Raw genomic sequence first — 26,654 nt, 5'->3', positions numbered from 1 at the left:
GCCATCGCGCGTGCGCCGCCCCTGCAGCCTTCGCCGTTCGGCGTCGGGCATGCCGATGCCGGCATGCAACCGGACACCGTCACGTGCCCTTCGTCTTCTCGCCGAGCACGGAAACGGGTGCCTCCGGATCGCGCGCAAGCCCTTGCGCGAACACCTTCAAGCCTTCGAGCAATGGCGTCAACGCGTCCCACAGCGCTTCGTCGTGCAGCAGCCGATAGACGCCGCGCACGCCGGGTGCGACATGCTCGTGCTGCGACGGCTGCCACGCGCCGACGTGGTGCAGTGCGTCGGCGGCCGCGAACACGGCCTTGCCGAACTGCTCGGGCGGAATGCGCGACAGCGCCGTCAGGAGCACCGCGAGATTCTGCATGCCGCTTTGCATGCCGGGCTTGTCGAACGCATCGACGAACGTGTCGGCCAGCCGCGCGTTCGCGCTGACGACCTCGTTCGCCAAATGGAGGAATCCATGTCGGTGCAGGCTGCCGAGCAAGTGTTCGAGCGCGTCGTGCGCCCCGGGCTCCGCGTGCGGAGGCGTCGTGTCGGGGGATTGACGTTCGGTCATCGGCTTTCTCCGGTTGGGACGCCACGTGGCCGTTGCGACGGCGGCCACGCGCGCCGGTTGCGTCTCGTTCGTCTGACACAGTGCCCGGCAACAGCGGACGCCGTACGCCGCAACGGGCCGGGCTGGCGCTCGAACCGCGCGCCATTTGCGCTGCGCCGGCTGCTGGCAGCGCGTTCATCGGCGAGCCATGCGGCCCGCGTGTCGAGCGGCCGTGCCGGTGCGCGCTGGCCGGGCGCCGACCTACCGCATGTTTCCCGTATGGCCCAGCGAATAGCGCCCCGGCTGCGGCCACACCGTCAGGCCGTGCGGCTCCATGCCGACGGGAATCGACCGGACCGCGCCGCTCGTGGTGTCGATCGCATAGACGACGTCATCGAAGCGGCCCGACAGCCACAGCGTCTTGCCGTCCGCGCTGACGTTGCCCATGTCGGGGCTGCCGCCACCGGGGATCGGCCAGGCCGCGACCACCTGGCGCGTCGCGAAATCGAGCACCGATACGCTGCCCTTGCCGTGGCGCGGCCCGTGGACGAGATGGGAGCCGCGATTCGCGATATAGAGCTTCGTGCCGTCGCGGCTCGGATACAGCCCGTGCGTCCCGACGCCGGTCGGGATGAAGCCGATCTTCGTGAAGCGGTCGCCATCGATGACGTATACGCCGTCTGCCATCATGTCGGCGACATAGAACACCTTGCCGTCCGGCGACACGCGGATGTCCTGCGGCATCCCCTTCCGGTCGAGTTCGAGGTAGCCGACCACCTTGCGATTCACCAGATCGATCTTCGCGAGCTTGCCGCCGAATTCGCACGTGAAGAGCGCATACCGGCCGTCGATCGAAAAGTCGGCATGGTTGATGCCCTTGCATTGCGGCACATCGAGGCTCGATTTCGGCGCCATCGTTTTCGGGTCGCGGAAGTCGAGCCGCGCATGTGCCTCGGCCACCACGATCGCGTCCTTGCCGTCGGGCGTGAAATACATGTTGTACGGATCGTCGACGCTCACTTCCTGGCCGGGCTTGCCCGTCTTCGGATCGATCGGCGTCAGGCTGCCGTTGGTCCGCCCTTCCGCATTGTTCGCGACCCACAGCGTCTGCAGGTCCCATGCCGGCACGACGTGCTGCGGACTGCGGCCGACGGCGAACCTGTCGACGACCTTGTACGTGGCCGGGTCGATCACATAGACGTCGTTCGATCTCAGGTTCGGCACATAGATGCGCGGCAACGCGCCCGATACCGCCGCGCTCATGCGGCCCACCCGCGCCTCGCCGTACAGGTTGTCGGGGTTGATGACGGGCGGCATGCCGGGTACGGCCGCGACGGCGGACGCCGCGATCGCCCCGTGGGCACCGAAGCCGGCCAGCGCTGCCGCGATGACGATCGCGGGACGGGGGAAGCGGATGTGACGGCGAAAGCGCGACGGCATGACGATGTCCCTGTTCGATCGAATGGCACGACGGCAAAGGTGGCGTAACGGCCCGGCTGCGTCAGCGGCCGGCGATGTCCTTTCTGATCGCATCGACGGTGCGCGACACGATTGCGTCGGTGCCGAGCCGGCCGAGTTCGACGCTCGCATGACGCGGATCGCCGCCGTAGACGCCGTCGACGGCACCGGGCTTCGCGGCATGGTGCAGCTCGTCGGCCCTGACCATGCGCGGCGCGACCGCCAGCAGCAGCGACGTATCGGCAAGCCCTGCATGCGTGCCGATATCCGCGGCCGGCACGCCGTGCTCTCGCAGGATCTGGTCATAGCCGTCGGAACTGGTGCCGTAATACTCGGCCGGCACGAACGCGCGTGCTCCCGTGCCGGCCCACGACTTGTTGAGCCGGGCGACGGACTGCCTGATGTCATTCTGGTAGCCGCCGTGGTCGCCGAGAAACACGATGTTCGTGAAGCCATGAACCCGGAAGCTGTTGGCTGCGGACTCGAGGGTTTTTTCGAAGACGTCGTCGGGCACGGTGATCGTGCCTGGAAAGCGCATGTGCGACGTCGGCGGCGCATAGCCCCCTTCGGGCACATAGGCGATGACGGGCGCGACGATCGCGTTGCCGAGGCCTTCTGCGATCCGCTCGGACAGCACCCTGACCCGCGCGTTGTGCTTGCCAAGCGCGACGTACGGCCCGCTTTGCTCGGTCGCGCCGATCGGAATCAGGATGGTGGTCTTGCCGGCCCGGATGCTGTCGCGCAGTTCGGTCCAGGTCATGTCTTCGAGCTGCACCGTTCCCGGCACCTGGGCGAGCGCGGCTTGCGCGACGGTGAAAGCGAGGGCGGCGAAGATGGCGCGTGGCAGGCATTTCATCGCGGATTCTCGACGGAAGGAAAGAAACGACGCTGCGTTCCCTCGCACCATAAACGAACTCGCCCGACTTGTCGCTGACCGCGGCGCAACGATTCACGCCAACGGTCGCGAGAAAGCCATTCGTCAGGATGGCGCGGTGTATCGCGAAGGCTCTCGCTCGTTTCAAGCACGCGACAAGCCGGTTCGATGCATGGACTGCGGCTCCTCGCGCCGGCCTCTCGTCAACGCGAATCAAGCCGGCAACACGGCCACCGCCTTGATCTCGACGATATAGCCGGGCGCGCCGCCCAGCATGTGCGCACCGACGGCCGTCCACGCCGGCTTCGGGTGCGCGGCGAGGTAGCGGTCGCGCACCTGCATGAACAACGGCAGGTCGCGCATGTCGGTATGGAAGGTCGTCAGGTCGACCACGTCGTCGAACGATGCGCCGGCGGCCTCCAGCACCTGCTTCAAATTCTCGAACGCCTGCACGATCTGTGCTTCACGGCCTTCGACGAGCTGCATCGCCGCATCGCGGCCGATCTGGCCGGATACGTACAGCGTATCGCCGACCTTCAGGCCGGGCGCGTAGCCGATCTTCTCGTACACGGCTTCCATTCCCGCCGGAACGATGGCTTTGCGATCACGCATGGGGGGCTCCGTGGCCGGCGTCGTCGCGCCGGCCGGTTGGTTGTCGATGAACACGTTGAACACTTGCAAGCGACGTCACGACGCGCCGCTCAACCCGTATCGCCGCCCGCGACCGGCAGCACCGTGCCGGTGATGTAGCTCGCGTCGTCGGACGCGAGGAACAGGATCGGCGCGATCTGTTCGTCGAGGCTGCCGTAGCGTTTGAAGAACGTCGATTCCGTGACCTGGCGCACGGCCTCGCCCATCCATGCCTGTTCCTGTTCGCTGTCGCCGGCTGCATTGCGCGGCACGCGGCGCGGCGGCGCGCTGGTGCCGCCCGGCGCGGTGGCTACGACACGGATGTTGTGCTCCGCGTATTCCATCGCAAGCGCTGCCGTCAGCGCATTGACGCCACCTTTCGCCGCCGAATACGGCACGCGGCGGATACCGCGCGTCGCGTTCGACGAGATGTTGACGATCGTGCCGCCGCCGCGTGCGAGCAGGTGCGGCAGCACCGCGTGACAGGTATAGAGCGTCGGCATCAGCGAGCGGCGGATTTCCGCATCGATCTGCGCCGGCTCGAATTCGGCGAACGGGCGCATGCGAATCGCACCGCCGACGCCGTTGATCAGGATGTCGATGCCGCCGAACGTCTGCACCGCGTGCGCGATCGCCGCGTGCGCACCGTCGTACGTTTCGAGATCGGCGACGAATCCGGCCGTCTCGCAACCGGTCGCTTCGGCGGCGACTTCGGCGACGAAATCCGCGCGATCGACGAACAGTACCCTGCCGCCTTCGGCCGCCGCGCGCAGCGCGACGCCGCGGCCGATGCCCTGTGCGGCGCCCGTGACAACGATGACCTTGCCAGAGAATCGTTGCATGGTCATGCCGCCTTTGCCGTGACGTTGGGGGTGAACTTCTCGTAGTGGAAGCTGTTCGGCTTCACGCCCTCGTCGTCGAAGTACTTGCGCACCGCGTCGACCATCGGCGGCGGCCCGCACAGGTAGACGTCCACGTCGCCGTCGTTCAGCGCATCGGCCGGGATGTGCTGCGTGACCCAGCCCTTGCGCGCATGGCTCGACGCAGCGTCCGCGACGACCGTCGCAAAGCTGAAGTTCGGCAGCTTCGCCGCGTAGGCTTCGATCGCTTCGACCAGCACGAGGTCGAGATCGCGCGTCACGCCGTAGATCAGGTGCACCTTCTGCTGCGAGCGGCTGCGCGCCAGCACCTCGAGCATCGACAGGAACGGCGCAAGCCCGGTGCCGCCCGCGAGGAACAGCAGCGGCCGCTGCACGTCGCGCAGGTAGAAGCTGCCGAGCGGCCCGTGCAGTTCCAGCGTGTCGCCGGGCTGCGCCGATTCGAGCCACGTGCTCATCACGCCGCCGGGAATCTTCTTGATCAGGAATCCGACCTTCGTATCGCCCGGCGCGGACGAGAACGAGTACGACCGGTGCTGGCCGCTGCCCGGCACGCCGATGTTCACGTACTGGCCCGGCAGGAACACCGGCGCGGCCGCGCTGACGTCGAGTTCGAGCACGATCGCCGCGTCGTTGTGCGGCGCGACCCGCGTCACGGTCGCGGCAAACGCGCTGTGACCGGTCTTGCACGCGACCGACGACGTCGGCACCGCGATCACGCAATCGCTTTGCGGCACCATCTGGCAGGTCAGCACGAGGCCGCCGTCCTTTTCGTCTTCGGTGAGCGCGTCGTCGATGTAGTCGTCGCCGAGGTCGTAATTGCCGCTTTCGGCGCGGCACTTGCAGGTGCCGCACACGCCGTCGGAGCAATCCATCGGCAGGTTGATCTTCGCGCGGAAGGCCGCGTCGAGAACCTTCTCGCCGGCCTTGCAGTCGATGAAGCGGGTTACCCCGTCCTCGAAATTCAGTGCAATCTTGTAGCTGGACATGGCGTCGCCTCCACTTCCTTTCCTTTCATGACGGAACAACGGGCGTCAGACGTGGTACACGTCGAGCACCTGCCGGATATAGTCGTTCTTCAGCACGATCTTCTTGTACGAGATCAGCAGTTCATCGCCCGCCCGGCGCAACGTGACGAACATCGTGCCGAAGAAGTGATCGGTCACGCGGTAGCGGTGGTTCAGCGTGTGAAAGTTGTAGCGCACGTCCACCTCGTCGTCGCGTTCGGCCAGCACCTCGACGTTCGTCACGTTGTGGCTGGTGCGCGGCTCGGGTGTCGATGCGCCGCTGCGCTCGGTCTTGATCCGGAACACGCGATCCTCGAGGCCGCCGCGATCCGCGTAGTACATCAGCGAGATCTGGCTTTGCGGATCGTCGGTTGGCCGGTCGTCGTCATCCCACGCGGGCATCCAGTACGTGACGTCCTCCGTGTAGCAGGTCAGCCACTCGTCCCACTGGCGATCGTCGAGCAGGCGCGCTTCGCGATACAGCGCCGCGCAAATGTTCCGGTGATCGAAGCTCATGCTGCCACCTCCCCGCGTTCCTTCTTCAGCGCATCGCGCATCACCTGCACCCAGTGTTCGTGCTGGCACACGAACAGCCCTTCGTCCTCGCTGCGCTCGCCGGAAATGCGCGGGTTCAGCCCCATCTTCTTTGCGTTCTCGTCGGGCCCGTCGACCCACAGCGGCGCGCCGCGCGACAGGTCGTTCCACATCGCCGTGATGCCCGCATAGCCGGCCTGGCATGCGCGAAACTCTTCGAGATCGTCGGCCGTGCCCATGCCCGTCACGTTGAAGAAGTCCTCGTACTGGCGGATCCGCACCGTGCGATCGGCCTCGCTTTCGCTCTTCGGCGCGAAGCAGAAGATCGTGACTTCCGTCTTGTCGACGCCGAGCGGCCGCACCACGCGGATCTGCGTGCTGAACTGGTCCATCAGGAACACGTTCGGGTACACGCACAGGTTGCGCGTCTGGTTGACGATGAAGTCGGCCTGCACGTTGCCGACGCGCGCCTTGATCTCGTCACGGTGCTGGTACACCGGCCGCACTTCCGGGTTCATCGTCTGCGTCCACAGCAGGATGTGGCCGTTGTCGAAGCCGTACACGCCCGCGACTGACTTGCTCCAGCTGTTCGCGTCGACGGCCTTGGTGCCGTCCTCCTTGCGGCGGCCCATGGTCGCCGCGTAGTTCCAGTGCACGGTGCTGACGTGGTAGCCGTCGCAGCCGTTCTCCATCTGCATCTTCCAGTTGCCTTCGTAGATGTAGGACGAGTTGCCGCGCAGCACTTCGAGCCCGTTCGGCGCCTGGTCGACGATCTGGTCGATGATCACGCGCGCCTCGCCGAGGTAGTCCTCGAGCGGCAGCACGTCGGCGCTGAGGCTGCCGAACAGGAAGCCGCGATAGCTCTGGAAACGCGCGACCTTCTTCAGGTCGTGCGAGCCGTGCGTGTTGAACTGCACCGGATACTCGGTCGTCTTCTCGTCCTTCACCTTCAGCAGCTTGCCGGTGTTCGAGAAGGTCCAGCCGTGGAACGGGCACGTGAAGCTGCCCTTGTTGCCGTGCTTGCGGCGGCACAGCATCGCGCCCTTGTGTGCGCAGGCATTGATCACCGCATGCAGCTCGCCGGTCTTGTCGCGCGTGATCACGATCGGCTGGCGGCCGATCCACGTCGTGTAGTAATCGTTGTTGTTCGGGATCTGGCTTTCGTGCGCCAGGTATACCCAGTTGCGCTCGAAGATGTGCTTCATCTCGAGCTCGTACAGCTCGGCGTTCGTGAAGATGTCGCGGCGGCAGCGGAATACGCCGGCCTCCCTGTCGTCCTGCACGGCGGTGGCGAGCAGGTGATCCAGGTCGTTGGCTTGGTCGATCGTGGCGGACATGTTGGCTCCTCCCATGCGCGTGCCGCGTCCTGCAAGCACGCTCGCATCGGTATCGGTTGAATCTCGCGGAAACCCGGCCGGCGGCGGCGCATCCGCGCCGCGCCGGCGGGCGGTTATGCCGTGGCGGAAGCGCGCAGGCGTTCGACGATCTGGTTGTCCTTGCCCTCGACGCGCGGCGTCAGGACGAAGTTGAACTCGATGTCCTGGTACGCATCGGCCTTCAGCCCGAGCGCGGCGCCGCCGGTCTTCGCGGTGACGGGCGGAATCAGCTCCTCGCGCGTCGCATACGCGAAGTCGTCCCAGATCAGCGGGTCGCCGTCGATGTTGAACTGCGTCGTCAGCTTGCGGTGGCCGTCGCCGGTCACGAAGAAGTGCACGTGCGCCGGGCGGTTGCCGTGGCGGCCGAGGCCGTTCAGCAACTGCTGCGTCGCGCCCTGCGGCGGGCAGCCGTAGCCGACCGGCATCAGCGTGCGGAATTCGTACTTGCCGTCGGCGCCCGTCTTCACCGCGCCGCGCAGGTTGAAATCGCTCTGCTTGCCGGTCGGGTCGAAGTGCGAATAGAAGCCGTGCGAGTTCGCGTGCCAGCATTCGACCAGCGCGCCCGCGACCGGCTTGCCGTCGAGGCCCGTCACCGTACCGTGGATCACGAGCGGGCCCGCGCCGTCGTCCGGGTCGAGGTCGATCTTCGACACGCCGTCGCGCACCGGTGCGCCGGCCACATACAGCGGCCCTTCGATCGTGCGCGGCGTGCCGCCGTCGAGGCCGACCGCCTTGTCCGCGGCATCCATCCGGATGTCGAGATACTTCTCGAGGCCGAGGCCGGCCGCGAGCAGCGCCGCTTCGCCGTCTTGGCCGAGCTTGTTCAGGTAGTTGACGCCGGCCCACACTTCGTCGGGCGTGATGTCGAGATCGTCGATCGCCTTGAACAGGTCGCCGAGCAGCCGCAGCACGACCTGCTGCGTACGCGCGTTGCCGCCCTTCGTGCCGTTCGCGCCCGCGTTCGACGCGGCCTTCAGCAGATCCTGCACTTCCCGGGTATCGAAAACTTTGACGCTCATGATGGTGTCTCCACGTGTATTGGGGGGAATGACGGCCTTTGCCTGGCTAGGGTTATCGCGCGGCTTTCGTCAGCCCGTCGCGGGTGAAACGCCTGACCTTGTCCTCGTCGAGTTCGATGCCGAGGCCGGGGCCGTCCGGCACGGTCAGTTCGAAGTCGCTGTAGTCGAGCGGCTGCGTCAGGATCTCTTCGGTGATCAGCAGCGGCCCGAACAGTTCGGTGCCCCACTGCAGGTTCGCGAAACTTGCGAACAGGTGCGCGGAGGCCACCGTGCTGAACGCGCCTTCGAGCATCGTGCCGCCGTACAGCTCGATGCCGGCGGCGTCCGCGATCGCGGCGACGCGCTGCGCGGCAAACAGGCCGCCGCTCTGTTCGATCTTGATCGCGAACACGTCCGCGCCGTGATGCTTCGCGATGTCGAATGCGCTGTCGGGGCCCTGCAGAATTTCATCGGCCATCAGCGCGACCGGAAAGCGGCGCATCAGGCGCGCCAGCGCCGCGGCCGAGGCCACCGGCTGCTCGACCAGTTCGCAGCCGGCATCGGCCAGCGCCGGAATCGCGCGCGCGGCCTGCGTTTCGCTCCACGCCATGTTCACGTCGACACGCACCGATGCGCGCTCGCCGACGGCCTTCTTGATCTCGGCCACGTGGCGGATATCGACTTCGGGTGCCTTCGCGCCGATCTTCAGCTTGAACACGTTGTGGCGGCGCAGGTCGAGCATCCGCTCGGCTTCGGCGATGTCGGTGGCCGTGTCGCCGGACGCCAGCGTCCACGCGACCGGCAGGCGATCGCGGCGGCGGCCGCCGAGCAGTTCGCTCACCGGCACGCCGAGCCGCTTGCCATGCGCGTCGAGCAGCGCGGTTTCGAGTGCGCTCTTCGCGAAGTGGTTGACCTTCGCGAGCTTGCCGAGGAACGCCATCAGAGCCTGGATGCGCGTCGCGTCCTTGCCGACGATCGCCGGTGCGAGATACGTATCGATCGCGAGCTTCATCGCTTCGGGGCTTTCCGGGCCGTACGCCATGCCGGCGATCGTCGTGCCTTCGCCGACGCCCGTCACGCCGTCGCTGCAGAACACCTTCACGAGCATCAGCGTCTGGCCGTGCATCGTGGCGACCGACAGCTTGTGCGGGCGGATCGTCGGCAGGTCGACGAGGCGGGTTTCGATGCGTTCGAGGGTGACGGAGGACATGGGGCACGCGGTGGGGGTGAAGTTCTTGAGGCGATTTATACGTCTCGGCCGGATCGAGCGTCCAATACTTTTAGGCGACCATTTCAATACCTGTCAGGTATTGAAACTCGAAGATATCGGCGATATTTCGCGACCAACCATACCTCCGATGACAGGTAATACGGTCTCTAAACCATACTGGATCTAGGCGAGCGGCCACCCGCGATGCGGGCCGCCGCAGACGGCAACGGCACCGGTCGCCATACGCGCAGCGACGTAAAAAAGCGGCCTCGGCGGGCCGCTGTCAGGGTTTTCCTGATGCCTCGCCCAGAGGGTTCGTGGGCAAGTTTCGCGACATGCGCGGCCGGCGGCCGGCTTCGAAGCCGCTTCATCAGACCGGCTGTCGGTGCAAGCTCATGCGGCCCCGACAGGATTCCCGGCAGCGAGGCGTGCGCACCGGGTCGCGCACGCCAAGGGTTCGGTGTCAGGGCCATCCGCTGGCCATGCATGCCGGCCGGTTTCGGCGCGAGCGCCGCCGGTTCCGGCGATTCAGCCGCCGCACCGTCCCCGGTGCGGCGTCACGGCGTCACGATGCGCCCTCGAAGGCCGGGTCACCGCCCAGCCTGCCTTCCACCCCATATCCGTCATCCGGCGCCGGCAGCCGGCCGAGCACCCGTTCGACCTCCAGCGCGACCGCGATGAGTTCGCGATCGGTGCCGGCCGCGCCATCCAGCGCGAGGCCGACCGGCAGCCCGGCCGCCGTCAGGCCGGCCGGGACGGTCATGCCCGGTACGCCGGCATTGCTGCCCGGCTCGGTATTCCGGATGTAGGTCGAGAACACCGAAACGGTCTCGCCGTTGAGCATCATCGTGTCGCCCGACGGGATCGGGCATGCGGCGGCGATCGTGGTCGGAAAGACCAGCGCATCGGCACCGCTGTCGGCGAGGCATTGCCGGTACGCGGCACGCGACCGCGTACGCCGGTCGAGCGCGGTGCGGTACGCCGCTTCACCGATGCCGCCGGGGCCGGTGATATGGCGGGCGATCTTCGCGACGTCCGGGCTCCCCACGTTCGCGACGATGTCGTCGACCGACAGGTCGTAGCCGTTCTCGACCAGATACGCGTGCATCGACGAACGGAATTCGAACATCGCGATGACGGCCGGCTCGTCGTCGAAGAACCCCGGATAGTCATTCAGGTCGATATCGACGCACTCGAATCCCGCCTGCGCCAGCTTCGCCACTGCGGCATTCGCGACCGCGTCGACATCCGGCGCGAGGCCGCGCCAGAACGTCGTGCGCGGGACCGCCAGGCGCACCGGGCGCGTCGCGCGACGCGTCGGCATCGACGCCGGCGCGCTGGTGCCGGTGCCGGTGCCGGTGCCGGTGCCGGACAGAATCGCGTCGAGCAGCGCGATGTCCTCGACCGACCGCGCGATCGGGCCGACGGTGTCGCGCGTGCGCGAAATGGGTGCCACGCCGCCCGACGGGTAGCGCCCCACGGTCGGCCGCAGGCCGACGGCGCCGCACAGCGCCGCCGGAATCCGGACCGAGCCGCCGGTGTCCGTCCCGAGCGCGGCGGGCACCACGCCCGCGCCGACCAGCGCGCCCGAGCCGCTGCTGCTGCCGCCCGGAATCCGGTTGAAGTCATAGGGGTTGCGTACCGCACCCGTCACGCGGTTGTTGCCCGATACGCCGAATGCCAGCTCGTGCAGGTTCGCCTTGCCCGCGATCAGCGCCCCGTGCGCCAGCAGCCGCGCCACGACCGGCGCATGCTGCGGCGGCACGCGGTTGTGCAGCGCCAGCGTGCCGTTGCCGGTCGGCATGCAGGCGGTGTCGATGTTGTCCTTGATCGCGATCGGCAGGCCCAGCAGCGCATGCGGGGTGGCCGACGTCGCGAGGCCGCGGTCGCAGCGGGCCGCTTCGGCAAGCAGCCGCGCATCGTCGACGCAGGCAAAGCCGTTCAGGTAGCGCCAGCGTGCGTGCCGCTCGATCAACGCGTACGCATATTCGACACAGGAAAATTCCCGGCGCAGGATCGCGTTCCGGGCTTCGGTGAGCGTCAGGGGTCCCAGGGTGGGCATCGTCGTCGTTCCTCGTCACGGGGGATCGTCACAAGGTAGGGCACGCCGATTTTGACGCCCATCATCACAATGGATGACCCCGGCCGACGGCCGCGCAGCCGGTCACGCCAGCGCGGCCGCCAGGCTCGCGCGGTTGGCGACGCCCTTCTTCGCCATCACGCGCCGCAGATGCGTGCGGACCGTCGACAGCCCGATGCCGAGCGTGCGCGCGACGTCCTTGTCGGTGTAACCGGCGGCGACGAGCCGCGCGACGTCGCTCTCGCGCGCGGTCAGCCCCGCGCACGCATGGCGCCGCCGCAGCAGCGCACGCCGGAAAAACGGCTCGATGCCGTTCAGCAGCAGCTTGTCGCGCTCGGTGAAATCGGGCCGCCCTTGCGCCCGCCAGATGCGCAGGTCGCCGACGTGGGTCGCGCCGTCGAACGCGTAGACGTTGATGCCGTGGTGCATGCCGTCGCGGCGCAGGAAATCGTTGTAGAACTCGGTCCGCTCCAGCGCGGGCCGGCTTACCACCTCGTCGACGCAGGTCGCCACGCGGCGCGCGCGCAGTTGCGCCGTGACCGGATCGATATGCTGGAACCACGCTTCGTAACGTGCGATCTGCAATGGATCGACGTTGTACGCGAACCCGTTGCGCCACAGGCCGGTTTGTTCGTCGCAATCGAACGATGCGGCGAAATCCGCGCGAAGCAGCTGCGTGATTGCCGGCAACACGACCGTCCTCACGTCGACGACCGGCCCCAGTGCTTCCAGGCGGGCGACGATGTCGCCGAACAGCCGGAGTTCCTCCGGCGTGATATCGGACACGGACAGGTTCATGACGGACGGACCCTCGGCAAAAGCCGCTCGACGCGCGGCAGCGGACAACGGACAGCGCCGCATGCACGATAAACGGCGCGCACCGGCCTGTCGAGCGCCTGCGCGATAGCGGCGCCGTCACTCGGGCCGCCGCGACTCCCCTCGCCAGGTCGCCACCCCCAGCTTCGCCACCAGCGCGTCGTACACGACCCTGATGCGCCGGGGCATCGGGCCGCGCCGCGGCCGATAGACGTGCAGCTTCCACGGCTCGGGGTCGAGGCCGGGCAGCAGCCGCACGAGGCGCCCCTTGTCGAGGTACGGCCGGACGAGATACTCCGAGCACTGGCCCAGCCCCACCCCCGCACATACGGCCTCGATCTCCACCTCGGTATCGTCGGTCAGATACGCCGGCGACGACGGGACGAACTGGTGTTCCCCCCGAAACATCCACGGCCACGCCCGCCCGCTCGCGCGATCGATCAGGCAGGTCACCGGCATCGCTTCGAGTTCCTTGCGATTCCTGGGCTCACCCAGCCGCTTGACCAGCGACGGCGCGCCGACGATCCACATCGGCAACGGCCCGACCATGCGCGCGACGAAGCGGTTGTCGCCGATCGCCCCGACGCGCACGCCAATGTCGATCTGTTCGTCGACCACCGGCGAAGGCACGTCCGACAGCCTCAGGTCGGGCACGAGCCCCGGATACCGCTGCATCAGGTCGCTCAGGATCGGCTGGACGTAATGACGGCCCATGCCCGACGGCGCCGTGATCCTGACGACGCCCACCGGCTCGTCGGCCTGGCCGGTCGCGGGCCCGAACAGCCCGTCGACCGCAGCCAGCGCCGTCTGCGCGTCACGCGCGAACGCCTGCCCGAACGCGGTGATCCGGATACTCCGGGTCGTGCGGTGGAACAGCGTTTCGCCCAGCATCTCCTCCAGTTCGCGCACCGCGCGCGTCACGACCTGCGGCGACACGCCCAGACGCGCGGCCGCCTCGCGGAACGTGGGCGCCGCGGCGGCCGCGGAAAAGATCTTCAGGATGTCGAGCCGGTTGAGCATGGCGCCCCCTTCCGACGCGCTTGAGATAACGATCTTAATTCCCGGGATGGGAATTCTGAATGCGCCATTGTTCCATTTTTTTACGACGGGCGAGCGACCACAATGCACATCAAGCGTGCATCGCAACCGATTCGACTCAGCCACATGCGCCGCTTTCATCCATCACTCAGGAGAATTTCATCATGAACGCAAGCACGAAACCGGCCCAACTCGACGGCCGCGTCGCACTGGTGACGGGCGCCAGTTCCGGCATTGGCCGCGCATCCGCGATCGAACTCGCGCGTCGCGGCGCGAAGGTCGTCGTTTCCGCCCGGCGCAAGACCGAACTCGATCAGTTGGTCGACGAAATCGTGACCGCCGGCGGCGAAGCAAAGGCTTTCGTGGCCGACGTCGCGAACGAAGACGATCTGCGCAAGCTCTTCGATTTCACGGCAGCGACCTACGGACGCCTCGACATCGCGTTCAACAATGCCGGCACGGAAGGCGTGTTCGCGCCGCTGCTCGAGCAGGATGCCGAGCGGTTCGACAGGGTGTTCGAACCGAATGTGCGCGGCGTGTTCAATTCGATGAAGTACGCCGCTGAAATCATGCTGCGGCAGGGCTCGGGCAGCATCATCAACAACGCGTCGATGGGCGGGCTCATCGGCTTTGAAAATGCGTCGGTCTACATCGCGAGCAAGCACGCGGTGATCGGGATGACGAAGACCGCTTCGATCGAATGGTTCAAGCGCGGCGTGCGCGTCAACGCACTGTGCCCCGGGCTGATCGAAACGCCGTTCCATCACCGCGGCATCTGGCCGTCGGACGATGCGCAACAGGCGTTTGCCGCATCGACGCCGGCTGGACGCTGGGGCTCGGCCGAGGAAATGGCGACGATCGTCGCGTTCCTCGCGTCGGACGATTCCAGCTATGTATCGGGGCATGCGCTCGTGGCCGACGGCGGTTACTCGGTGGCATGACATGCGAACCGCGAGGCCGGGCCGTGGCCGCCTGCACCGCACGCCGCAACCCGGCGCCGGCTAGGCCACCGCCTGCCTCGCATGCAGCCGCAACGCGAGCCACGCGATCCCGACCGCAACCGCGCCGACCACGCCGCCGAACGTGCCGATCCACGGCAGCCCGAAATCGCTGGCGATATGGTTGCCGATCAGCGCACCGGCGCCGATGCCGACGTTGTACAGCCCGGAGAAGATCGACACCGCCAGGTCGGTCGCCTCCGGCGCCAGCTTCAGCACCCATGCCTGCATGGCCAGCCCGAAACAGACGATCGCCCCGCCCCAGACCAGCGTATGCACGGACAGCGTGACGATGTTCAGCGCGCACGGGAACAGGATCAGCAGGCATCCTGCCAGCGCGACGATCGACCCGAGCAGGAAGTCGTCCGGCCGGTGCGGATAGATGCGGTTGAAGCAGATCGCGGCCGGCATGCCGGCGATGCCGAACAGGATCAGCACATACGTGATCCGGCTGCTGCTCGCGTGATTGACGCTCTGGACGAACGGCTCGATGTACGTGTACGACGTGAAGTGCGCGGACACGACGAGCACGGTGATCGCGTACAGCGCCACCAGCGCGGGCTTGCGCAGGAACACGCCGATGCTGCTGAGCGACCCGGCGCCCTGGCTCGGCAGGACCGGCAACGTCGCGCGCAGCAGCAGCAACGCGACGCCCGCCGCACCGGCGATGATCAGGAACGTGACCCGCCAGCCGAACGTCTCGCCGACCACGCGCCCGAGCGGAATGCCGGCCACCATCGCGATCGCCGTGCCCATCGCCAGCAGGCTGAGCGCGCGGCTTTTCCGGTCGCTCGGCGCGAGCCGCACGGCCAGCGGCACGGAAATCGACCAGAACACCGCATGCGCGCACGCAATGCCCAGCCGGCCGACCATCAGCACCGCGAAATTCCACGCGACGCCGGTCACCACGTGACTGCCGATGAACACCAGCAACGCCCACACCAGCAGCTTGCGACGCTCGACATGGCGCGTGGCCAGCGTCAGCGGCAGCGACACGGCGGCCACCGCCCATGCGTAGATCGTCAGCATCAGGCCGACGTCGGTCGGCTGCATGTGCAGGCTGTCGCCGATCGCGCTGAGCAGCGCGACGGGCACGAATTCGGTGGTGTTGAAGATGAAGGCGGTGAGTGCCAGGGCCAGTACGCCCCACCACGAGTGCTTGGAACTGACGGCGTCCGGTGTGGCCATGCCTGGAATCGACGAGACGAGGGTTTGGGGGCGCGCGGCGCGGAGAACCCGGCCCGGCGATCGCCGCGATTGTACCAGCGGCGCTTGACACGGCGCGGCGCGAGATGGCCGCGGGACATGGTCATGACACGGCCGTGCGCCGATAATGTGCCGACCGGCTTCTCTCGACCCGTTCGCTCGAACCCTATCGAGCCAGGAGATTCACATGCGTATTGAAACGTCTTTTCTGTTCGATCTCGACGGCACGCTCGTCGACAGCGTGTACCAGCACGTGCTCGCGTGGAAGGAAGCGCTCGATGCCGAAGGCATCGAACTGTCGGTGTGGCGCATTCACCGCAAGATCGGCATGAGCGGCGGCCTGTTCCTGAATCAGCTGCTGCGCGAGACATCGGGCGACCTCGACGCCGAGCGCGTCGAGCGGCTCGCCCGGCTGCATGCGGCCGCATACCAGCGGCTGCGCGCGCAGGTCCGGCCGCTGCCGGGCGCGCGCGAACTGCTGGCCGCGCTGTCGGCGGCGGGCATTCGCTGGGCAATCGCGACCAGCGGGCGGATGGAAACGGCCGCCATCAATCTCGAGGCGCTCGGCGTCGATCCGGCGAAGCACGTCGTCGTCACGCGCGACCAGGTCAAGTACGCGAAGCCGGACCCCGACCTGTTCCTGACGGCCGCCGCACAACTGAACGTGCCGATCGAACACACGGTCGTGGTCGGCGACAGCATCTGGGACATGCTCGCGGCCAGCCGCTGCCGTTCGCTCGGCGTCGGGCTGCTGTCGGGCGGATACGGCAGCGACGAACTCGAACGCGCGGGCGCGCTGCGCGTGTACGACGATCCGGCCGATCTGCTGTGGCATCTCGACGAGATTGCCGCGCGGCCTTGAAACGCCTGCTTTGCCGACGGCGCCTTCAGTGGATCGCCGTCGGTTTCGCCAGGCTGCGAACGACCACCGGCCACGCCCCTGCCATAACGATACGCGGCCGGCGAGCGGCTCAATCGTCGTCGATGCGCTTGTCGATCAGATAGCGGCCGCGCTCGATGCCCGCGAGGAGCGCCTCGTTCTCGGTGAGCCAATCGGGGCCGTCGGCTGCCGGCACGGCCAGCTCGATGCGCTCGCCGCTGACATACACCTGCACCTCGTCGCGCCACGCGCCGCTGTCGCTGCGGCGTGCCCACACCCGTATCTCGTGCCCGCGATACGGGTCGCGAACCTGTGCGTCCTGTTGATTTTGCACGCTGGCCTCCAGTGCCTATCTGCGATGAGGATGCAAAAAATGCGCGCCGCCTGATCGCCGCGCGCCCCGTCGGCGCGACGAGCACGCGCCGTGCCCGGCGGCAACCGGCCGGCACGCGGCTTGCGCGCCGATAGCAGGTCGAACCGCTGCGCGTGCCCGTCCAGCGGTTCATCGCCCTGCAACCGGACGACGATCCGCGCCCCGGCGCCCTTCCGGTTCCTCACTCGCGAACCGGCACGCGAATCGGTGGTCCCGACCCTTCGCCAAGGAGCTTCGTGTGAATCCAACGGCCAATCTGCTCTCCCATCTCGTGACGCGCCAGCTGGTCGCGCGCATGCGCTTCGGCGCATGGCTCACGACCGGTCAGCTCGTCGACGCGCAGCGCGTGTGGCTAGCGTGCCATCACGCCGAATGCGGATGGCTTGCGCGGGTCAGGATCGCGGACGCGTCCGCGACGATCGCGCAAGGGATCTACGATATCGCGGTCGCGAACCGCGATCCCGACAGCGGCAAACGCGGGCGGCTCGACGCCGATTCGCCGGAACTGCACGCGCTGCGCGAACGCTGCGATTCGCTGTTGCGGCGCATCGACGACAACCAGGACATCGGCCCGCGATGACCGCGCGATCCTGGATCGTGTAAAAAACGACAGCCCCCGGCCGCCGTCATCCCGCGCAGGCCCCGCCGCACGGGAAACGACCCGGCAGGCACGTGCGTTGCGGCGAACCGGCGTCACCGACCGCCGCCCGCACGCCCCCGCGCCATGGACTCCACGCCGACCTTCGCTCCGCATATCCAGTTCTGCGACGCCCGCCTCGTCGGGCCGCTCGACGCATGGCCACAGACGTTCGCGCATGTCGCCGGCATGGGCTTCGATCACGTGCTCGTCGGCGCCTTCTGGGCCGCGAGCGCCGCCGGCTTTCCGCGCCACGTGGCCGATTTCCGGCGTCCGGCCCAATCGTTCGCGACGCGCGCAAGCGCGCTCGAAACCTTCTCGCGGCTCGCGCAGCTCGCACTCGGCCACGGGCTGCGCCTGCTGCTCGAAGTCGTGCCGGATCGCGTCGCGCGCGAGAATCCGCTGCGCGCCGAGCATCCGGACTGGTACGTCGAGCACACGCACGACGACGCGCTGATCGATCCGCGCGGCACCGCGCACGCGCGCGATGTCGCCCACGCGAACCTCGGCGACGACGCGGCGCGCGACGCGCTGTCCGCGTGGTGGTGCAAGCACCTCGCCGCGTTCGCCGATGCAGGCGCGGCCGGCTTCCTGATCGACGCGCCGCATCATCTGCCGGCCGACTGGTGGCCCGGCTGGCGCGCGGCGCTGCGCCGTGCGCGCCCCGACGTCGCCGTGCTCGCCGGGGTTCCCGGCCATGCGCGCGACGCGCTCGCGCAGCTCGAAGGCGCCGGGTTCGACGCGGTGTTTTCATCGGTACGCTGGTGGGATCTGCGCGCACCGTGGTTCGTCGACGAGCACCGGCTGCTGCGGCGCATCGGTTCGCCGATCGCATTTCCCGACGCGTTCGACGGCACGCGCCTCGCCGGCGACTGGCCCGATGCGCCGGATGACACCGTCGCCCGCGCGTATCGCCGCGCACTGTGGACGGCCGCGGCCGTCGGCACCGGCTGGCTCGTGCCGATGGGCTTCGAGCGCGGCGTCACGGTGCCGCTGATGGCACGCGACGCCGATGCGGCGCGCTACCGCGCCGCGTTCGAACGCGCGCGCTTCGACCTGTCGGGCGCGATCGCCGATGCGAATGCATGGCGCCGCGCCACGCCCATCGCGGCCGCGCGCGGCGAAATCGCGCAGTTGAGCGCGCCTGGCGCACCGGCGACCGCGCTGCTGCGCGGCACGGGGCCGTCGCTCGAACACGACGAAGCGGCGCTGCTGATCGCGTTGAATCCCGGTCTCGACACGGCGGTGACGATCGAGCCCGCGACGATCCTGCCCGGCGTGCCGGGCGGATTCACGCGCGTCGTCACGCACGACGGCACGCAAACCCACCCGCCGTCCGCACTCGAACCGTTCACGCTCGAACCCGGCGCCTACGCGCTGCTGCATGCGTGGCAGGCGCCACCCGTCACGACACGCCGCGACGCCGCGTGCGAACGCGGGGCGCTCGCCGCAGCGCTCGCGGGCGACCGGATCGCGATCGAGCGCGTCGAGCCGTCGGTCGATGGCGGCCGCTTCGCGGTCAAGCGTGTGATCGGCGAGACGCTCGTCGTCCATGCGTCGATCTTCACCGACGGGCATGCCCATCTCGCGGCCGCGCTGCAGTGGCGCGCCGCCGGCGACGACGACTGGCGCGAAATCCCGTTCGAAGCCGAACCGAACGACGGCTGGCACGCGCGCGTCGCGCTCGACCGGCTCGGCCGCCATGAATTTCGCGTGATCGCCTGGCGCGACGACTGGGCGTCGCTCGTCGACGATGTCGCGAAGAAACACGCGGCCGGCCAGGACGTGACGCTCGAACTGCGCGAAGCGCAGCTGCTGCTCGCGACCGCGCTCAAGCTAGCCGACCCGCTCGATGCGCGCGCGCTCGCGCAGATGGAACGGCTCGTCGCCGAATTCAAGGACGCGCCGGCCGACGCGCGGCTCGCGCAGCTCGGCGCGGCGCCGCTGGCCGATGCGTTCGCGGCGCTGCGCTACCGGCCGTTCGTCACGCACGACGAAACGACCTATCCGGTGGACGTCGAGCGCCGCGCGGCGCGCTTCTCGAGCTGGTACGAGATGTTTCCGCGCTCGGCGAGCGACGATCCGCACCGGCACGGCACGTTCGACGACGTGATCGCGCACCTGCCGCGCATCCGCGACATGGGTTTCGACGTGCTGTATTTCCCGCCGATCCACCCAATCGGCACGACCGCGCGCAAGGGGCGCAACAACAGCCTGAAGGCCGGCCCGGACGACGTCGGCAGCCCTTACGCAATCGGCGCGCCGGACGGCGGCCACACGGCCGTGCATGCCCAGCTCGGCACGCTCGAATCGTTCCGCGCGCTGGTCGATGCCGCGCGCAGTCACGGGCTCGAGATCGCGCTCGATTTCGCGATCCAGTGCTCGCCCGACCATCCGTGGCTCGCCGCGCATCCGGGCTGGTTCGCGTGGCGGCCCGACGGCTCGCTGCGCTTCGCGGAGAATCCGCCGAAGCGTTACCAGGACATCGTGAACCCCGATTTCTACGCGCCGGACGCACAGCCCGGCCTGTGGCTCGCGCTGCGCGACGCGGTGCTGTTCTGGGTCGATGCGGGCGTGCGGATCTTCCGCGTCGACAATCCGCACACGAAGCCGCTGCCGTTCTGGGCGTGGATGATCGACGACGTGCGCGGCCGGCATCCGGACGTCGTGTTCCTGTCCGAAGCGTTCACGCGGCCGGGCATGATGTTCCGGCTCGCGAAGGTCGGTTTCTCGCAGTCGTACACGTACTTCACGTGGCGCGAGTCGACGCGCGAATTCATCGACTACCTGACCGAGCTGACGACCGGCCCCGCACGCGAGTTCTTCCGGCCGAACTTCTTCGTCAACACGCCCGACATCAACCCGCGCCACCTGCAGAACGCGCCGCGCACGCAGTTCGTGATCCGCGCGGCGCTCGCAGCGACGCTGGCCGGGTCATGGGGCATGTACTCGGGCTTCGAGCTCGGCGAATCGGCCCCGCTGCCCGACAGCGAGGAGTACGCGAACGCGGAGAAGTACGAACTGCGCGCGCGGGACTGGAGCAAGGCCGCGCATATCGGCGCCGAGGTCGCGCGGCTGAACCGCGCGCGGCGCGCCCACCCGGCGCTGCAGACGCATCTCGGCATCACGTTCGCCGATACGGACAACGACACGGTGCTCGTGTTCGTGAAGGCGACGCCGGCGTTCGACAGCGTGGTCGTCGTCGCGATCAGCACCGACCCGTGGCATCCGCAGGTCGCGAACTTCACGCTCGATGCGTCGCTGTGGCGCGGCTTCGGGCTCGTCGACGGCGAACCGCTCGACGCGCTCGAACAGGACGCCACGCATGCGGAAACCTGGCGCGGGCATCGCCAGTACGTGTCGCTCGATCCGCACGTGCGGCCGTATGCGATCTGGCGGCTCACGCCGTCTCCAGGCGCCGCGCGGGTGGCGGCGCGCGAACCGGGCGACGCCCGGCCACCTTCGGGAGGGCACGGATGATGAAACGCGAAGATTCCCTCGACGACGTACGCCGCGCGCAGTTCCCGTCGCTCGCGCCGGCCGGCACGCCGCGCCGGCGCCGCGCACGCCGCCGCGCGCCGGCGCTCTGCGCGGACGATCCGCTGTGGTACAAGGACGCGATCATCTACCAGGTGCACGTGAAGTCGTTCTACGACTCGAACAACGACGGCATCGGCGATTTCCCCGGCCTGATCGCGAAGCTCGACTACATCGCCGAACTCGGCGTCGACACGATCTGGCTGCTGCCGTTCTACCCGTCGCCGCGCCGCGACGACGGCTACGACATCGCCGACTACCGCGACGTGCATCCCGACTACGGTACGCTCGCCGACGTGCGGCGCTTCATCCGCGAAGCCCATGCGCGCGGCATTCGCGTGATCACCGAGCTCGTGATCAACCACACGTCCGACCAGCATCCGTGGTTCCAGCGCGCGCGCCGCGCGAAACCGGGCTCGATTCACCGCGACTACTACGTGTGGTCCGACACCGACACGAAATACGCGGGCACACGGATCATCTTCCTCGATACGGAGACGTCGAACTGGACGCACGACCCGGTCGCCGGCCAGTACTACTGGCACCGCTTCTATTCGCACCAGCCCGACCTGAACTTCGACAACCCGGCCGTCGTGCGCGAGGTGATGCAGGTGATGCGCTTCTGGCTCGACCTCGGCATCGACGGGCTGCGGCTCGACGCGGTGCCGTATCTCGTCGAGCGCGAAGGCACGAACAACGAGAACCTGCCCGAGACGCACGCGATCCTGAAGCAAATCCGCGCGACGATCGACGCCGAGTATCCGAACCGGATGCTGCTCGCGGAAGCGAACCAGTGGCCGGAAGACGTGCAGGAATACTTCGGCGACGAGAACGAATGCCACATGGCGTTCCACTTCCCGCTGATGCCGCGCATCTACATGTCGATCGCGAGCGAAGACCGTTTTCCGATCGTCGACATCATGCGGCAGACGCCGGCGCTCGCGCCGAGCAACCAGTGGGCCGTGTTCCTGCGCAACCACGACGAGCTGACGCTCGAGATGGTCACCGACTCCGAGCGCGACCTGCTGTGGCAGACCTACGCGAGCGACCGGCGCGCGCGGCTGAACCTCGGCATCCGGCGCCGGCTCGCGCCGCTGATGGAGCGCGACCGGCGCCGCATCGAGCTGATCAACTCGCTGTTGCTGTCGATGCCCGGCACGCCGGTGATCTACTACGGCGACGAACTCGGGATGGGCGACAACATCCACCTCGGCGACCGCGACGGCGTGCGCACGCCGATGCAGTGGTCGTCGGACCGCAACGGCGGCTTCTCGCGCGCCGACCCCGAACTGCTCGTGCTGCCGCCGGTGATGGGTTCGCTGTACGGCTATGACGCGGTCAACGTCGAGGCGCAGACGCGCGACCCGCATTCGCTGCTGAACTGGACGCGCCGCATCCTGTCGACACGCCGCGCATCGCAGGCATTCGGGCGCGGCACGATCCGCTTCCTGCGTCCGGAGAACCGCAAGGTGCTTGCGTACCTGCGCGAGCTGGACGGCCACGATCCGGTGCTGTGCGTCGCGAACCTGTCGCGCGCGTCGCAGGCCGTGGAGCTCGACCTGTCCGGATTCGCAGGCCGCGTGCCGATCGAGATGACGTCGGATTCACCATTCCCGCCGATCGGCCAGCTCCCGTATCTCCTCACCTTCCCGCCCTACGGATTCCTGTGGTTCGTACTGGCCGAGCACGGCCGCGAGCCGTCGTGGCGGCAGCCGCATGCGGAGCCGCTGCCCGAATACGTGACGCTCGTGATGCGGCGCGGCGATACGCGGCCGGACCTCGAGCAGTTGCACACGCTCGCGCACGATGCGCTGCCGTCGTGGCTCGCACGGCGGCGCTGGTTCGCATCGAAGGACCGCACGATCGGCGAGGCCAGGCTGAACGTCGTCACGCCGGTGCCCGGCGAGCCGTTCCAGTATGCGGAGGCCTGGGTCGAATCCGGTGCGCAGGGCGACGTCGAGCGCTACGTCGTGCCGCTCGCAGCCGCGTGGGGCGGCGAAACCTCGCAGCCGCTGTTCGCGCAGCTCGCGCTGGCGCGCGTGCGGCGCGGCCATACGGTCGGCTACCTGACCGACGCGTTCGCGCTGCCGGCGTTCGCCCGCGGGATGCTGCGCAAGCTGCGCGACGGCGCGACGGTGTCGACCTCCGACGGCGGCCGGCTCGCGTTCCTGCCGGAAGACGCGCTCGCCGCACTCGATCCCGGCGACGACGCCGAAGTGCGCTGGCTCGCGGCCGAGCAAAGCAACAGCTCGCTCGTGATCGGCGATGCGATCGTGCTGAAGCTGGTGCGCAAGGTCGCGCACGGCGTGCATCCGGAAGCGGAAATGAGCCGGCACCTGACGCGGATCGGCTACCCGAACACCGCGACGCTCGCCGGCGAAGTCGTGCACGTCGATCCGGACGGCACGCCGCACACGGTCGCGATCCTGCAGCGCTATGTCGACAACCAGGGCGACGCGTGGACGCGCTCGTTCGACTTCCTGCGGCGCGCGGTGGACGAGCTCGCACTGCCGGCCGCGGACGACGACGAGACCGACGAAGCGGACGAAGAACCCGAGGCGCTGCTCGGCTATGCGGCGTTCGCGGGGATCATCGGCACGCGGCTCGGCCAGTTGCACGTCGCGCTCGCGCAGCCGTCCGACGATCCCGCGTTCGCGCCGGAGCACGTGACGCCCGGCCATGTCGACGGCTGGTGCGCGGACGCGCTCGCATCGTTCGAGCGCGCGCTCGACGTGCTGCATACGCGGCTCGATGCGCTCGATCCCGCGATGCGCGAAGCGGCCGACACGCTGCTCGCCTCGCGCGACGCGGCCGTGCGTGCGCTCGGCGAGCTCGTGCCGCGCACGCTCGATGCGCAATGCATGCGGATTCACGGCGATTTCCATCTGGGCCAGGTGCTCGACGTGCAGGGCGACGCGCTGCTGATCGACTTCGAGGGCGAGCCGGCGCGCCCGCTCGAGCGTCGCCGCGCGAAATCGCATCCGCTGCGCGACGTGGCCGGCCTGCTGCGTTCGTTGTCGTACGTGAGCGCGATCGCGCAATTCGCGATCGAGAAGGCGCCGCCGCAGGCGGCCGGCCGCAAGCGCGCGCTATTCGACCGCTTCGGGCAGGCCGCCGCCGACCGCTTCGTCGACTGCTATCGCGCGGCCGCCGAACGGGCCCCCGCGCGTTTCGTCGACCCGCGTTACGCCGATCGCCTGCTCGCGCTGTTCCTGATCGACAAGGCGTCGTACGAGCTGTGCTACGAAGCCGCGAACCGGCCCGACTGGCTGGGCGTGCCGGTCGGCGGGCTCGCGGCGCTGGTCGAACGGCTGCTCGGTGTCGGCGGCACATCCGACGGCGGAGGCACATCATGACCGAGACGCTGTTCGAACAATCCGATATCGACGCGCTGCTCGCCGGCCGTCATCCCGATCCGTTCGCGTGCCTCGGCCCGCACGGCGAGGCCGGCCGGATCGTCGTGCGCGCGCTGCTGCCCGGCGCGAAAAGCGTGCACGCGCTGTCGCCGGAAGGCGCCGAACTCGGCACGCTCGCGTGCGTCGATCGCGCCGGCTGCTTCGCGGGCACGATCGCGCGCAACGGCGGCGCGCTCCACTACCAGCTCGCGATCGACTGGCCGGACGCGCGGCAGGTGATCGACGACGCGTATGCGTTCGGCACGCTGCTCGACGACGCTGCGCTCGCGCGCTTCTCGGCCGGCGACCCGGCCGCGGTGCTCGACTGCCTCGGCGCGACACCCGCGCGCATCGACGACACCGACGGCGTGCGCTTCGCAGTCTGGGCGCCGAACGCGCAGCGCGTGTCGGTGGTCGGCGATTTCAACGGATGGGACGGCCGCCGCCATCCGATGCGGCTGCGGCAGCCATCGGGCGTGTGGGAGCTGTTCGTGCCGGGCATCGGCGCGGGCGAACGCTACAAGTACGAGCTGCGCGCGGCCGACGGGCGCGTGCTGCCGCACAAGGCCGATCCCTGTGCCCGCGCGACCGAAGCGCCGCCGCGCACGGCGTCGGTCGTCGCCGACGTCGGGGCGCTCGACGCGTTCGCGTGGCACGACGACGGCTGGATGCACGCGCGGCCGCGCGTCGACCGCTACCGCGTGCCGTGGTCGATCTACGAGGTGCATCCGGAATCGTGGCAACGCGTGCCCGAGGAGATGAACCGCAGCGCGACCTGGGACGAACTCGCCGACCGGCTGATTCCGTACGTGCAGGGGATGGGCTTCACGCACGTCGAGTTCATGCCGATCGCCGAGTACCCGTTCGGCGGCTCGTGGGGCTACCAGCCGCTCGCCCAGTTCGCGCCGTCCGCGCGCTTCGGGCCGGTCGACGGCTTCGCGCGTTTCGTCGACCGCGCGCATGCGGCGGGCATCGGCGTGCTCGTCGACTGGGTGCCCGCGCATTTCCCCGACGATCCGCATGGCCTCGCACAGTTCGACGGCACGGCACTGTACGAGCATGCCGACCCGCGCGAAGGGCTGCATCCGGACTGGCACACCTGCGTGTTCAACGTCGGGCGCACGGAGGTCGGCGCGTTCCTCGCCGCGTCGGCGCTCGCGTGGGCGCGCCGGTATCACGTCGACGGCATCCGCGTCGACGCAGTCGCGTCGATGCTGTACCGCGACTATTCGCGCAACGAAGGCGAATGGGTGCCGAACGTGCACGGCGGCCGCGAGAACCTCGAATCGGTCGCATTCCTGCGCATGATGAACGACACGCTGCACGGTGCGGCCGCGCCGCCCGGCGTCGTCACCGTCGCGGAGGAATCGACCGCATGGCCGGGCGTCACCGCGCCGACCGGCGACGGCGGGCTCGGCTTCGACTTCAAGTGGAACATGGGGTGGATGCACGACACGCTCGCGTATCTGCGCGAAGACCCCGTGCACCGCCGCTATCACCACGACCGGATGACGTTCGGGCTCGTGTATGCGTTCTCCGAGCGCTTCGTGCTGCCGCTGTCGCACGACGAGGTCGTACACGGCAAGGGTTCGCTCGTCACGAAGATGCCGGGCGACGCGTGGCAGCGGCTCGCGACGCTGCGCGCGTACTTCGGCTTCATGTGGGCGCACCCCGGCAAGAAGCTGCTGTTCATGGGCAGCGAATTCGCGCAATGGGCCGAGTTCGCGCACGACGCGACGCCGCACTGGGACCTGCTCGATGCGCCCGCGCATCGCGGCGTGCAGCGGCTCGTGCGCGACCTGAACCGCACCTATGCGGCCGAACCGGCGCTGCATGCGCTCGACTGCCACGCGGCGGGCTTCGCGTGGCTGATCGGCGACGACCGCGACAACAGTGTGTTCGCGTTCGCGCGCCGCGACGAGGCCGGGCATCTTGTGGTCGCTGTCTGCAACTTCACGCCGGTGCCGCGCACACGCTACCGCGTCGGCCTGCCCGCACCCGGGCAGTGGCGCGAGCTGATGAACACCGATGCTGCGCCGTACGGCGGCACCAACGCCGGCAACGACGGCGCCGTGTGGGCCGAGGCCGTGCCCGCGCACGGCGAGGCCTGGTCGGCGCTGCTGCGCCTGCCGCCGCTCGCGACGCTGTGGCTGCGCCCCGCCTGATTTCCCACGCCCTGGACTCGGAG

The 26,654-nt window shown here is 68.6% G+C and carries 21 protein-coding genes; 6 read left to right on the top strand and 15 right to left on the bottom strand.

Annotated features, from left to right (window positions below; genetic code table 11):
* Positions 1-79: 79 nt before the first annotated feature.
* The 13 genes from B7G54_RS15695 to B7G54_RS15635 all read right to left on the bottom strand — a co-directional run bounded on the left by B7G54_RS15695 (position 80) and on the right by B7G54_RS15635 (position 13,422).
* Positions 80-562: a DUF1641 domain-containing protein gene (locus B7G54_RS15695; protein WP_085039878.1), complete on the bottom strand. Its 483-nt coding sequence runs from the start codon at positions 560-562 to the stop codon at positions 80-82.
* 240 nt (positions 563-802) lie between these two features.
* Positions 803-1,981, bottom strand: coding sequence for a YncE family protein (locus B7G54_RS15690; protein WP_085039877.1), 1,179 nt, complete (start codon positions 1,979-1,981; stop codon positions 803-805).
* Between the two features lie 61 nt (positions 1,982-2,042).
* Positions 2,043-2,855: a creatininase family protein gene (locus B7G54_RS15685; protein ID WP_085039876.1), complete on the bottom strand. Its 813-nt coding sequence runs from the start codon at positions 2,853-2,855 to the stop codon at positions 2,043-2,045.
* A gap of 231 nt (positions 2,856-3,086) precedes the next feature.
* On the bottom strand, positions 3,087-3,485 hold the full coding sequence (locus tag B7G54_RS15680) for a RidA family protein (RefSeq protein WP_085040079.1): 399 nt from the start codon (positions 3,483-3,485) through the stop codon (positions 3,087-3,089).
* 89 nt (positions 3,486-3,574) lie between these two features.
* On the bottom strand, positions 3,575-4,351 hold the full coding sequence (gene benD / locus B7G54_RS15675; RefSeq protein WP_085039875.1) for a benzoate diol dehydrogenase BenD: 777 nt from the start codon (positions 4,349-4,351) through the stop codon (positions 3,575-3,577).
* Complete coding sequence (benC, locus tag B7G54_RS15670; protein ID WP_085039874.1) at positions 4,348-5,370, bottom strand: benzoate 1,2-dioxygenase electron transfer component BenC; 1,023 nt, start codon at positions 5,368-5,370, stop codon at positions 4,348-4,350. The genes benD and benC overlap by 4 nt, the downstream gene beginning before the upstream one ends.
* Positions 5,371-5,415: 45 nt before the next feature.
* Positions 5,416-5,904: a benzoate 1,2-dioxygenase small subunit gene (gene benB / locus B7G54_RS15665; RefSeq protein WP_085039873.1), complete on the bottom strand. Its 489-nt coding sequence runs from the start codon at positions 5,902-5,904 to the stop codon at positions 5,416-5,418.
* Positions 5,901-7,259: a Rieske 2Fe-2S domain-containing protein gene (locus B7G54_RS15660; RefSeq protein WP_085039872.1), complete on the bottom strand. Its 1,359-nt coding sequence runs from the start codon at positions 7,257-7,259 to the stop codon at positions 5,901-5,903. Before B7G54_RS15660 ends, benB begins: the two co-directional genes overlap by 4 nt.
* A gap of 113 nt (positions 7,260-7,372) precedes the next feature.
* Entirely contained in the window at positions 7,373-8,317 is a 945-nt protein-coding gene (catA, locus tag B7G54_RS15655; protein WP_085039871.1) for a catechol 1,2-dioxygenase, read from the bottom strand.
* 52 nt (positions 8,318-8,369) lie between these two features.
* The gene (locus B7G54_RS15650; RefSeq protein ID WP_085039870.1) at positions 8,370-9,506 is read right to left on the bottom strand and encodes a muconate/chloromuconate family cycloisomerase; all 1,137 of its coding nucleotides are present in this window, start codon (positions 9,504-9,506) and stop codon (positions 8,370-8,372) included.
* Between the two features lie 565 nt (positions 9,507-10,071).
* Positions 10,072-11,568 (bottom strand): indoleacetamide hydrolase, encoded by a 1,497-nt coding sequence (gene iaaH / locus B7G54_RS15645; RefSeq protein ID WP_085039869.1) that lies wholly within the window; start codon positions 11,566-11,568, stop codon positions 10,072-10,074.
* 102 nt (positions 11,569-11,670) lie between these two features.
* The gene (locus B7G54_RS15640; protein WP_085039868.1) at positions 11,671-12,384 is read right to left on the bottom strand and encodes a helix-turn-helix transcriptional regulator; all 714 of its coding nucleotides are present in this window, start codon (positions 12,382-12,384) and stop codon (positions 11,671-11,673) included.
* Positions 12,385-12,501: 117 nt separating this feature from the next.
* Entirely contained in the window at positions 12,502-13,422 is a 921-nt protein-coding gene (locus B7G54_RS15635; protein ID WP_085039867.1) for a LysR family transcriptional regulator, read from the bottom strand.
* A gap of 182 nt (positions 13,423-13,604) precedes the next feature.
* On the opposite strand from B7G54_RS15635, the gene B7G54_RS15630 reads away from it, so the two are divergent.
* Positions 13,605-14,381 (top strand): SDR family NAD(P)-dependent oxidoreductase, encoded by a 777-nt coding sequence (locus B7G54_RS15630; RefSeq protein WP_085039866.1) that lies wholly within the window; start codon positions 13,605-13,607, stop codon positions 14,379-14,381.
* A 60-nt stretch (positions 14,382-14,441) separates the two neighbouring features.
* On the opposite strand, the gene B7G54_RS15625 is transcribed toward B7G54_RS15630, so the two are convergent.
* The gene (locus B7G54_RS15625) at positions 14,442-15,626 is read right to left on the bottom strand and encodes a sugar transporter (RefSeq protein WP_085039865.1); all 1,185 of its coding nucleotides are present in this window, start codon (positions 15,624-15,626) and stop codon (positions 14,442-14,444) included.
* Between the two features lie 205 nt (positions 15,627-15,831).
* Between B7G54_RS15625 and B7G54_RS15620 the strand changes: the two genes are divergently transcribed.
* Entirely contained in the window at positions 15,832-16,506 is a 675-nt protein-coding gene (locus tag B7G54_RS15620) for an HAD family hydrolase (RefSeq protein ID WP_059524459.1), read from the top strand.
* Positions 16,507-16,615: 109 nt separating this feature from the next.
* On the opposite strand, the gene B7G54_RS15615 is transcribed toward B7G54_RS15620, so the two are convergent.
* The gene (locus tag B7G54_RS15615; RefSeq protein ID WP_085039864.1) at positions 16,616-16,858 is read right to left on the bottom strand and encodes a DUF6566 family protein; all 243 of its coding nucleotides are present in this window, start codon (positions 16,856-16,858) and stop codon (positions 16,616-16,618) included.
* Between the two features lie 334 nt (positions 16,859-17,192).
* Between B7G54_RS15615 and B7G54_RS15610 the strand changes: the two genes are divergently transcribed.
* From B7G54_RS15610 to glgB, 4 genes are all read left to right on the top strand, one after another.
* Positions 17,193-17,477 carry a hypothetical protein gene (locus tag B7G54_RS15610; protein ID WP_085040078.1) on the top strand — a complete coding sequence of 95 codons (285 nt, stop codon included), beginning with the start codon at positions 17,193-17,195 and terminating at the stop codon, positions 17,475-17,477.
* A 144-nt stretch (positions 17,478-17,621) separates the two neighbouring features.
* Complete coding sequence (locus tag B7G54_RS15605; protein WP_085039863.1) at positions 17,622-21,014, top strand: maltotransferase domain-containing protein; 3,393 nt, start codon at positions 17,622-17,624, stop codon at positions 21,012-21,014.
* Positions 21,014-24,427 carry a maltose alpha-D-glucosyltransferase gene (treS, locus tag B7G54_RS15600; protein ID WP_085040077.1) on the top strand — a complete coding sequence of 1,138 codons (3,414 nt, stop codon included), beginning with the start codon at positions 21,014-21,016 and terminating at the stop codon, positions 24,425-24,427. The genes B7G54_RS15605 and treS overlap by 1 nt, the downstream gene beginning before the upstream one ends.
* Positions 24,424-26,631: a 1,4-alpha-glucan branching protein GlgB gene (gene glgB, locus B7G54_RS15595; protein ID WP_085039862.1), complete on the top strand. Its 2,208-nt coding sequence runs from the start codon at positions 24,424-24,426 to the stop codon at positions 26,629-26,631. The genes treS and glgB overlap by 4 nt, the downstream gene beginning before the upstream one ends.
* Positions 26,632-26,654 lie beyond the last annotated feature (23 nt).

This window comes from Burkholderia puraquae (assembly GCF_002099195.1).
Lineage (GTDB): Bacteria > Pseudomonadota > Gammaproteobacteria > Burkholderiales > Burkholderiaceae > Burkholderia > Burkholderia puraquae.
Note: the sequence above shows the minus strand (reverse complement) of the source record. Positions and strands in the feature narration are given on the sequence as shown.

Bases quoted from the DNA above. Each gene is read 5' to 3' on its own strand.
- B7G54_RS15695 (WP_085039878.1), bottom strand. From the start codon at position 562: ATGACCGAACGTCAATCCCCCGACACGACGCCTCCGCACGCGGAGCCC.
- B7G54_RS15690 (WP_085039877.1), bottom strand. From the start codon at position 1,981: ATGCCGTCGCGCTTTCGCCGTCACATCCGCTTCCCCCGTCCCGCGATC.
- B7G54_RS15685 (WP_085039876.1), bottom strand. From the start codon at position 2,855: ATGAAATGCCTGCCACGCGCCATCTTCGCCGCCCTCGCTTTCACCGTC.
- B7G54_RS15680 (WP_085040079.1), bottom strand. From the start codon at position 3,485: ATGCGTGATCGCAAAGCCATCGTTCCGGCGGGAATGGAAGCCGTGTAC.
- benD (WP_085039875.1), bottom strand. From the start codon at position 4,351: ATGACCATGCAACGATTCTCTGGCAAGGTCATCGTTGTCACGGGCGCC.
- benC (WP_085039874.1), bottom strand. From the start codon at position 5,370: ATGTCCAGCTACAAGATTGCACTGAATTTCGAGGACGGGGTAACCCGC.
- benB (WP_085039873.1), bottom strand. From the start codon at position 5,904: ATGAGCTTCGATCACCGGAACATTTGCGCGGCGCTGTATCGCGAAGCG.
- B7G54_RS15660 (WP_085039872.1), bottom strand. From the start codon at position 7,259: ATGTCCGCCACGATCGACCAAGCCAACGACCTGGATCACCTGCTCGCC.
- catA (WP_085039871.1), bottom strand. From the start codon at position 8,317: ATGAGCGTCAAAGTTTTCGATACCCGGGAAGTGCAGGATCTGCTGAAG.
- B7G54_RS15650 (WP_085039870.1), bottom strand. From the start codon at position 9,506: ATGTCCTCCGTCACCCTCGAACGCATCGAAACCCGCCTCGTCGACCTG.
- iaaH (WP_085039869.1), bottom strand. From the start codon at position 11,568: ATGCCCACCCTGGGACCCCTGACGCTCACCGAAGCCCGGAACGCGATC.
- B7G54_RS15640 (WP_085039868.1), bottom strand. From the start codon at position 12,384: ATGAACCTGTCCGTGTCCGATATCACGCCGGAGGAACTCCGGCTGTTC.
- B7G54_RS15635 (WP_085039867.1), bottom strand. From the start codon at position 13,422: ATGCTCAACCGGCTCGACATCCTGAAGATCTTTTCCGCGGCCGCCGCG.
- B7G54_RS15630 (WP_085039866.1), top strand. From the start codon at position 13,605: ATGAACGCAAGCACGAAACCGGCCCAACTCGACGGCCGCGTCGCACTG.
- B7G54_RS15625 (WP_085039865.1), bottom strand. From the start codon at position 15,626: ATGGCCACACCGGACGCCGTCAGTTCCAAGCACTCGTGGTGGGGCGTA.
- B7G54_RS15620 (WP_059524459.1), top strand. From the start codon at position 15,832: ATGCGTATTGAAACGTCTTTTCTGTTCGATCTCGACGGCACGCTCGTC.
- B7G54_RS15610 (WP_085040078.1), top strand. From the start codon at position 17,193: ATGCGCTTCGGCGCATGGCTCACGACCGGTCAGCTCGTCGACGCGCAG.
- B7G54_RS15605 (WP_085039863.1), top strand. From the start codon at position 17,622: ATGGACTCCACGCCGACCTTCGCTCCGCATATCCAGTTCTGCGACGCC.
- treS (WP_085040077.1), top strand. From the start codon at position 21,014: ATGAAACGCGAAGATTCCCTCGACGACGTACGCCGCGCGCAGTTCCCG.
- glgB (WP_085039862.1), top strand. From the start codon at position 24,424: ATGACCGAGACGCTGTTCGAACAATCCGATATCGACGCGCTGCTCGCC.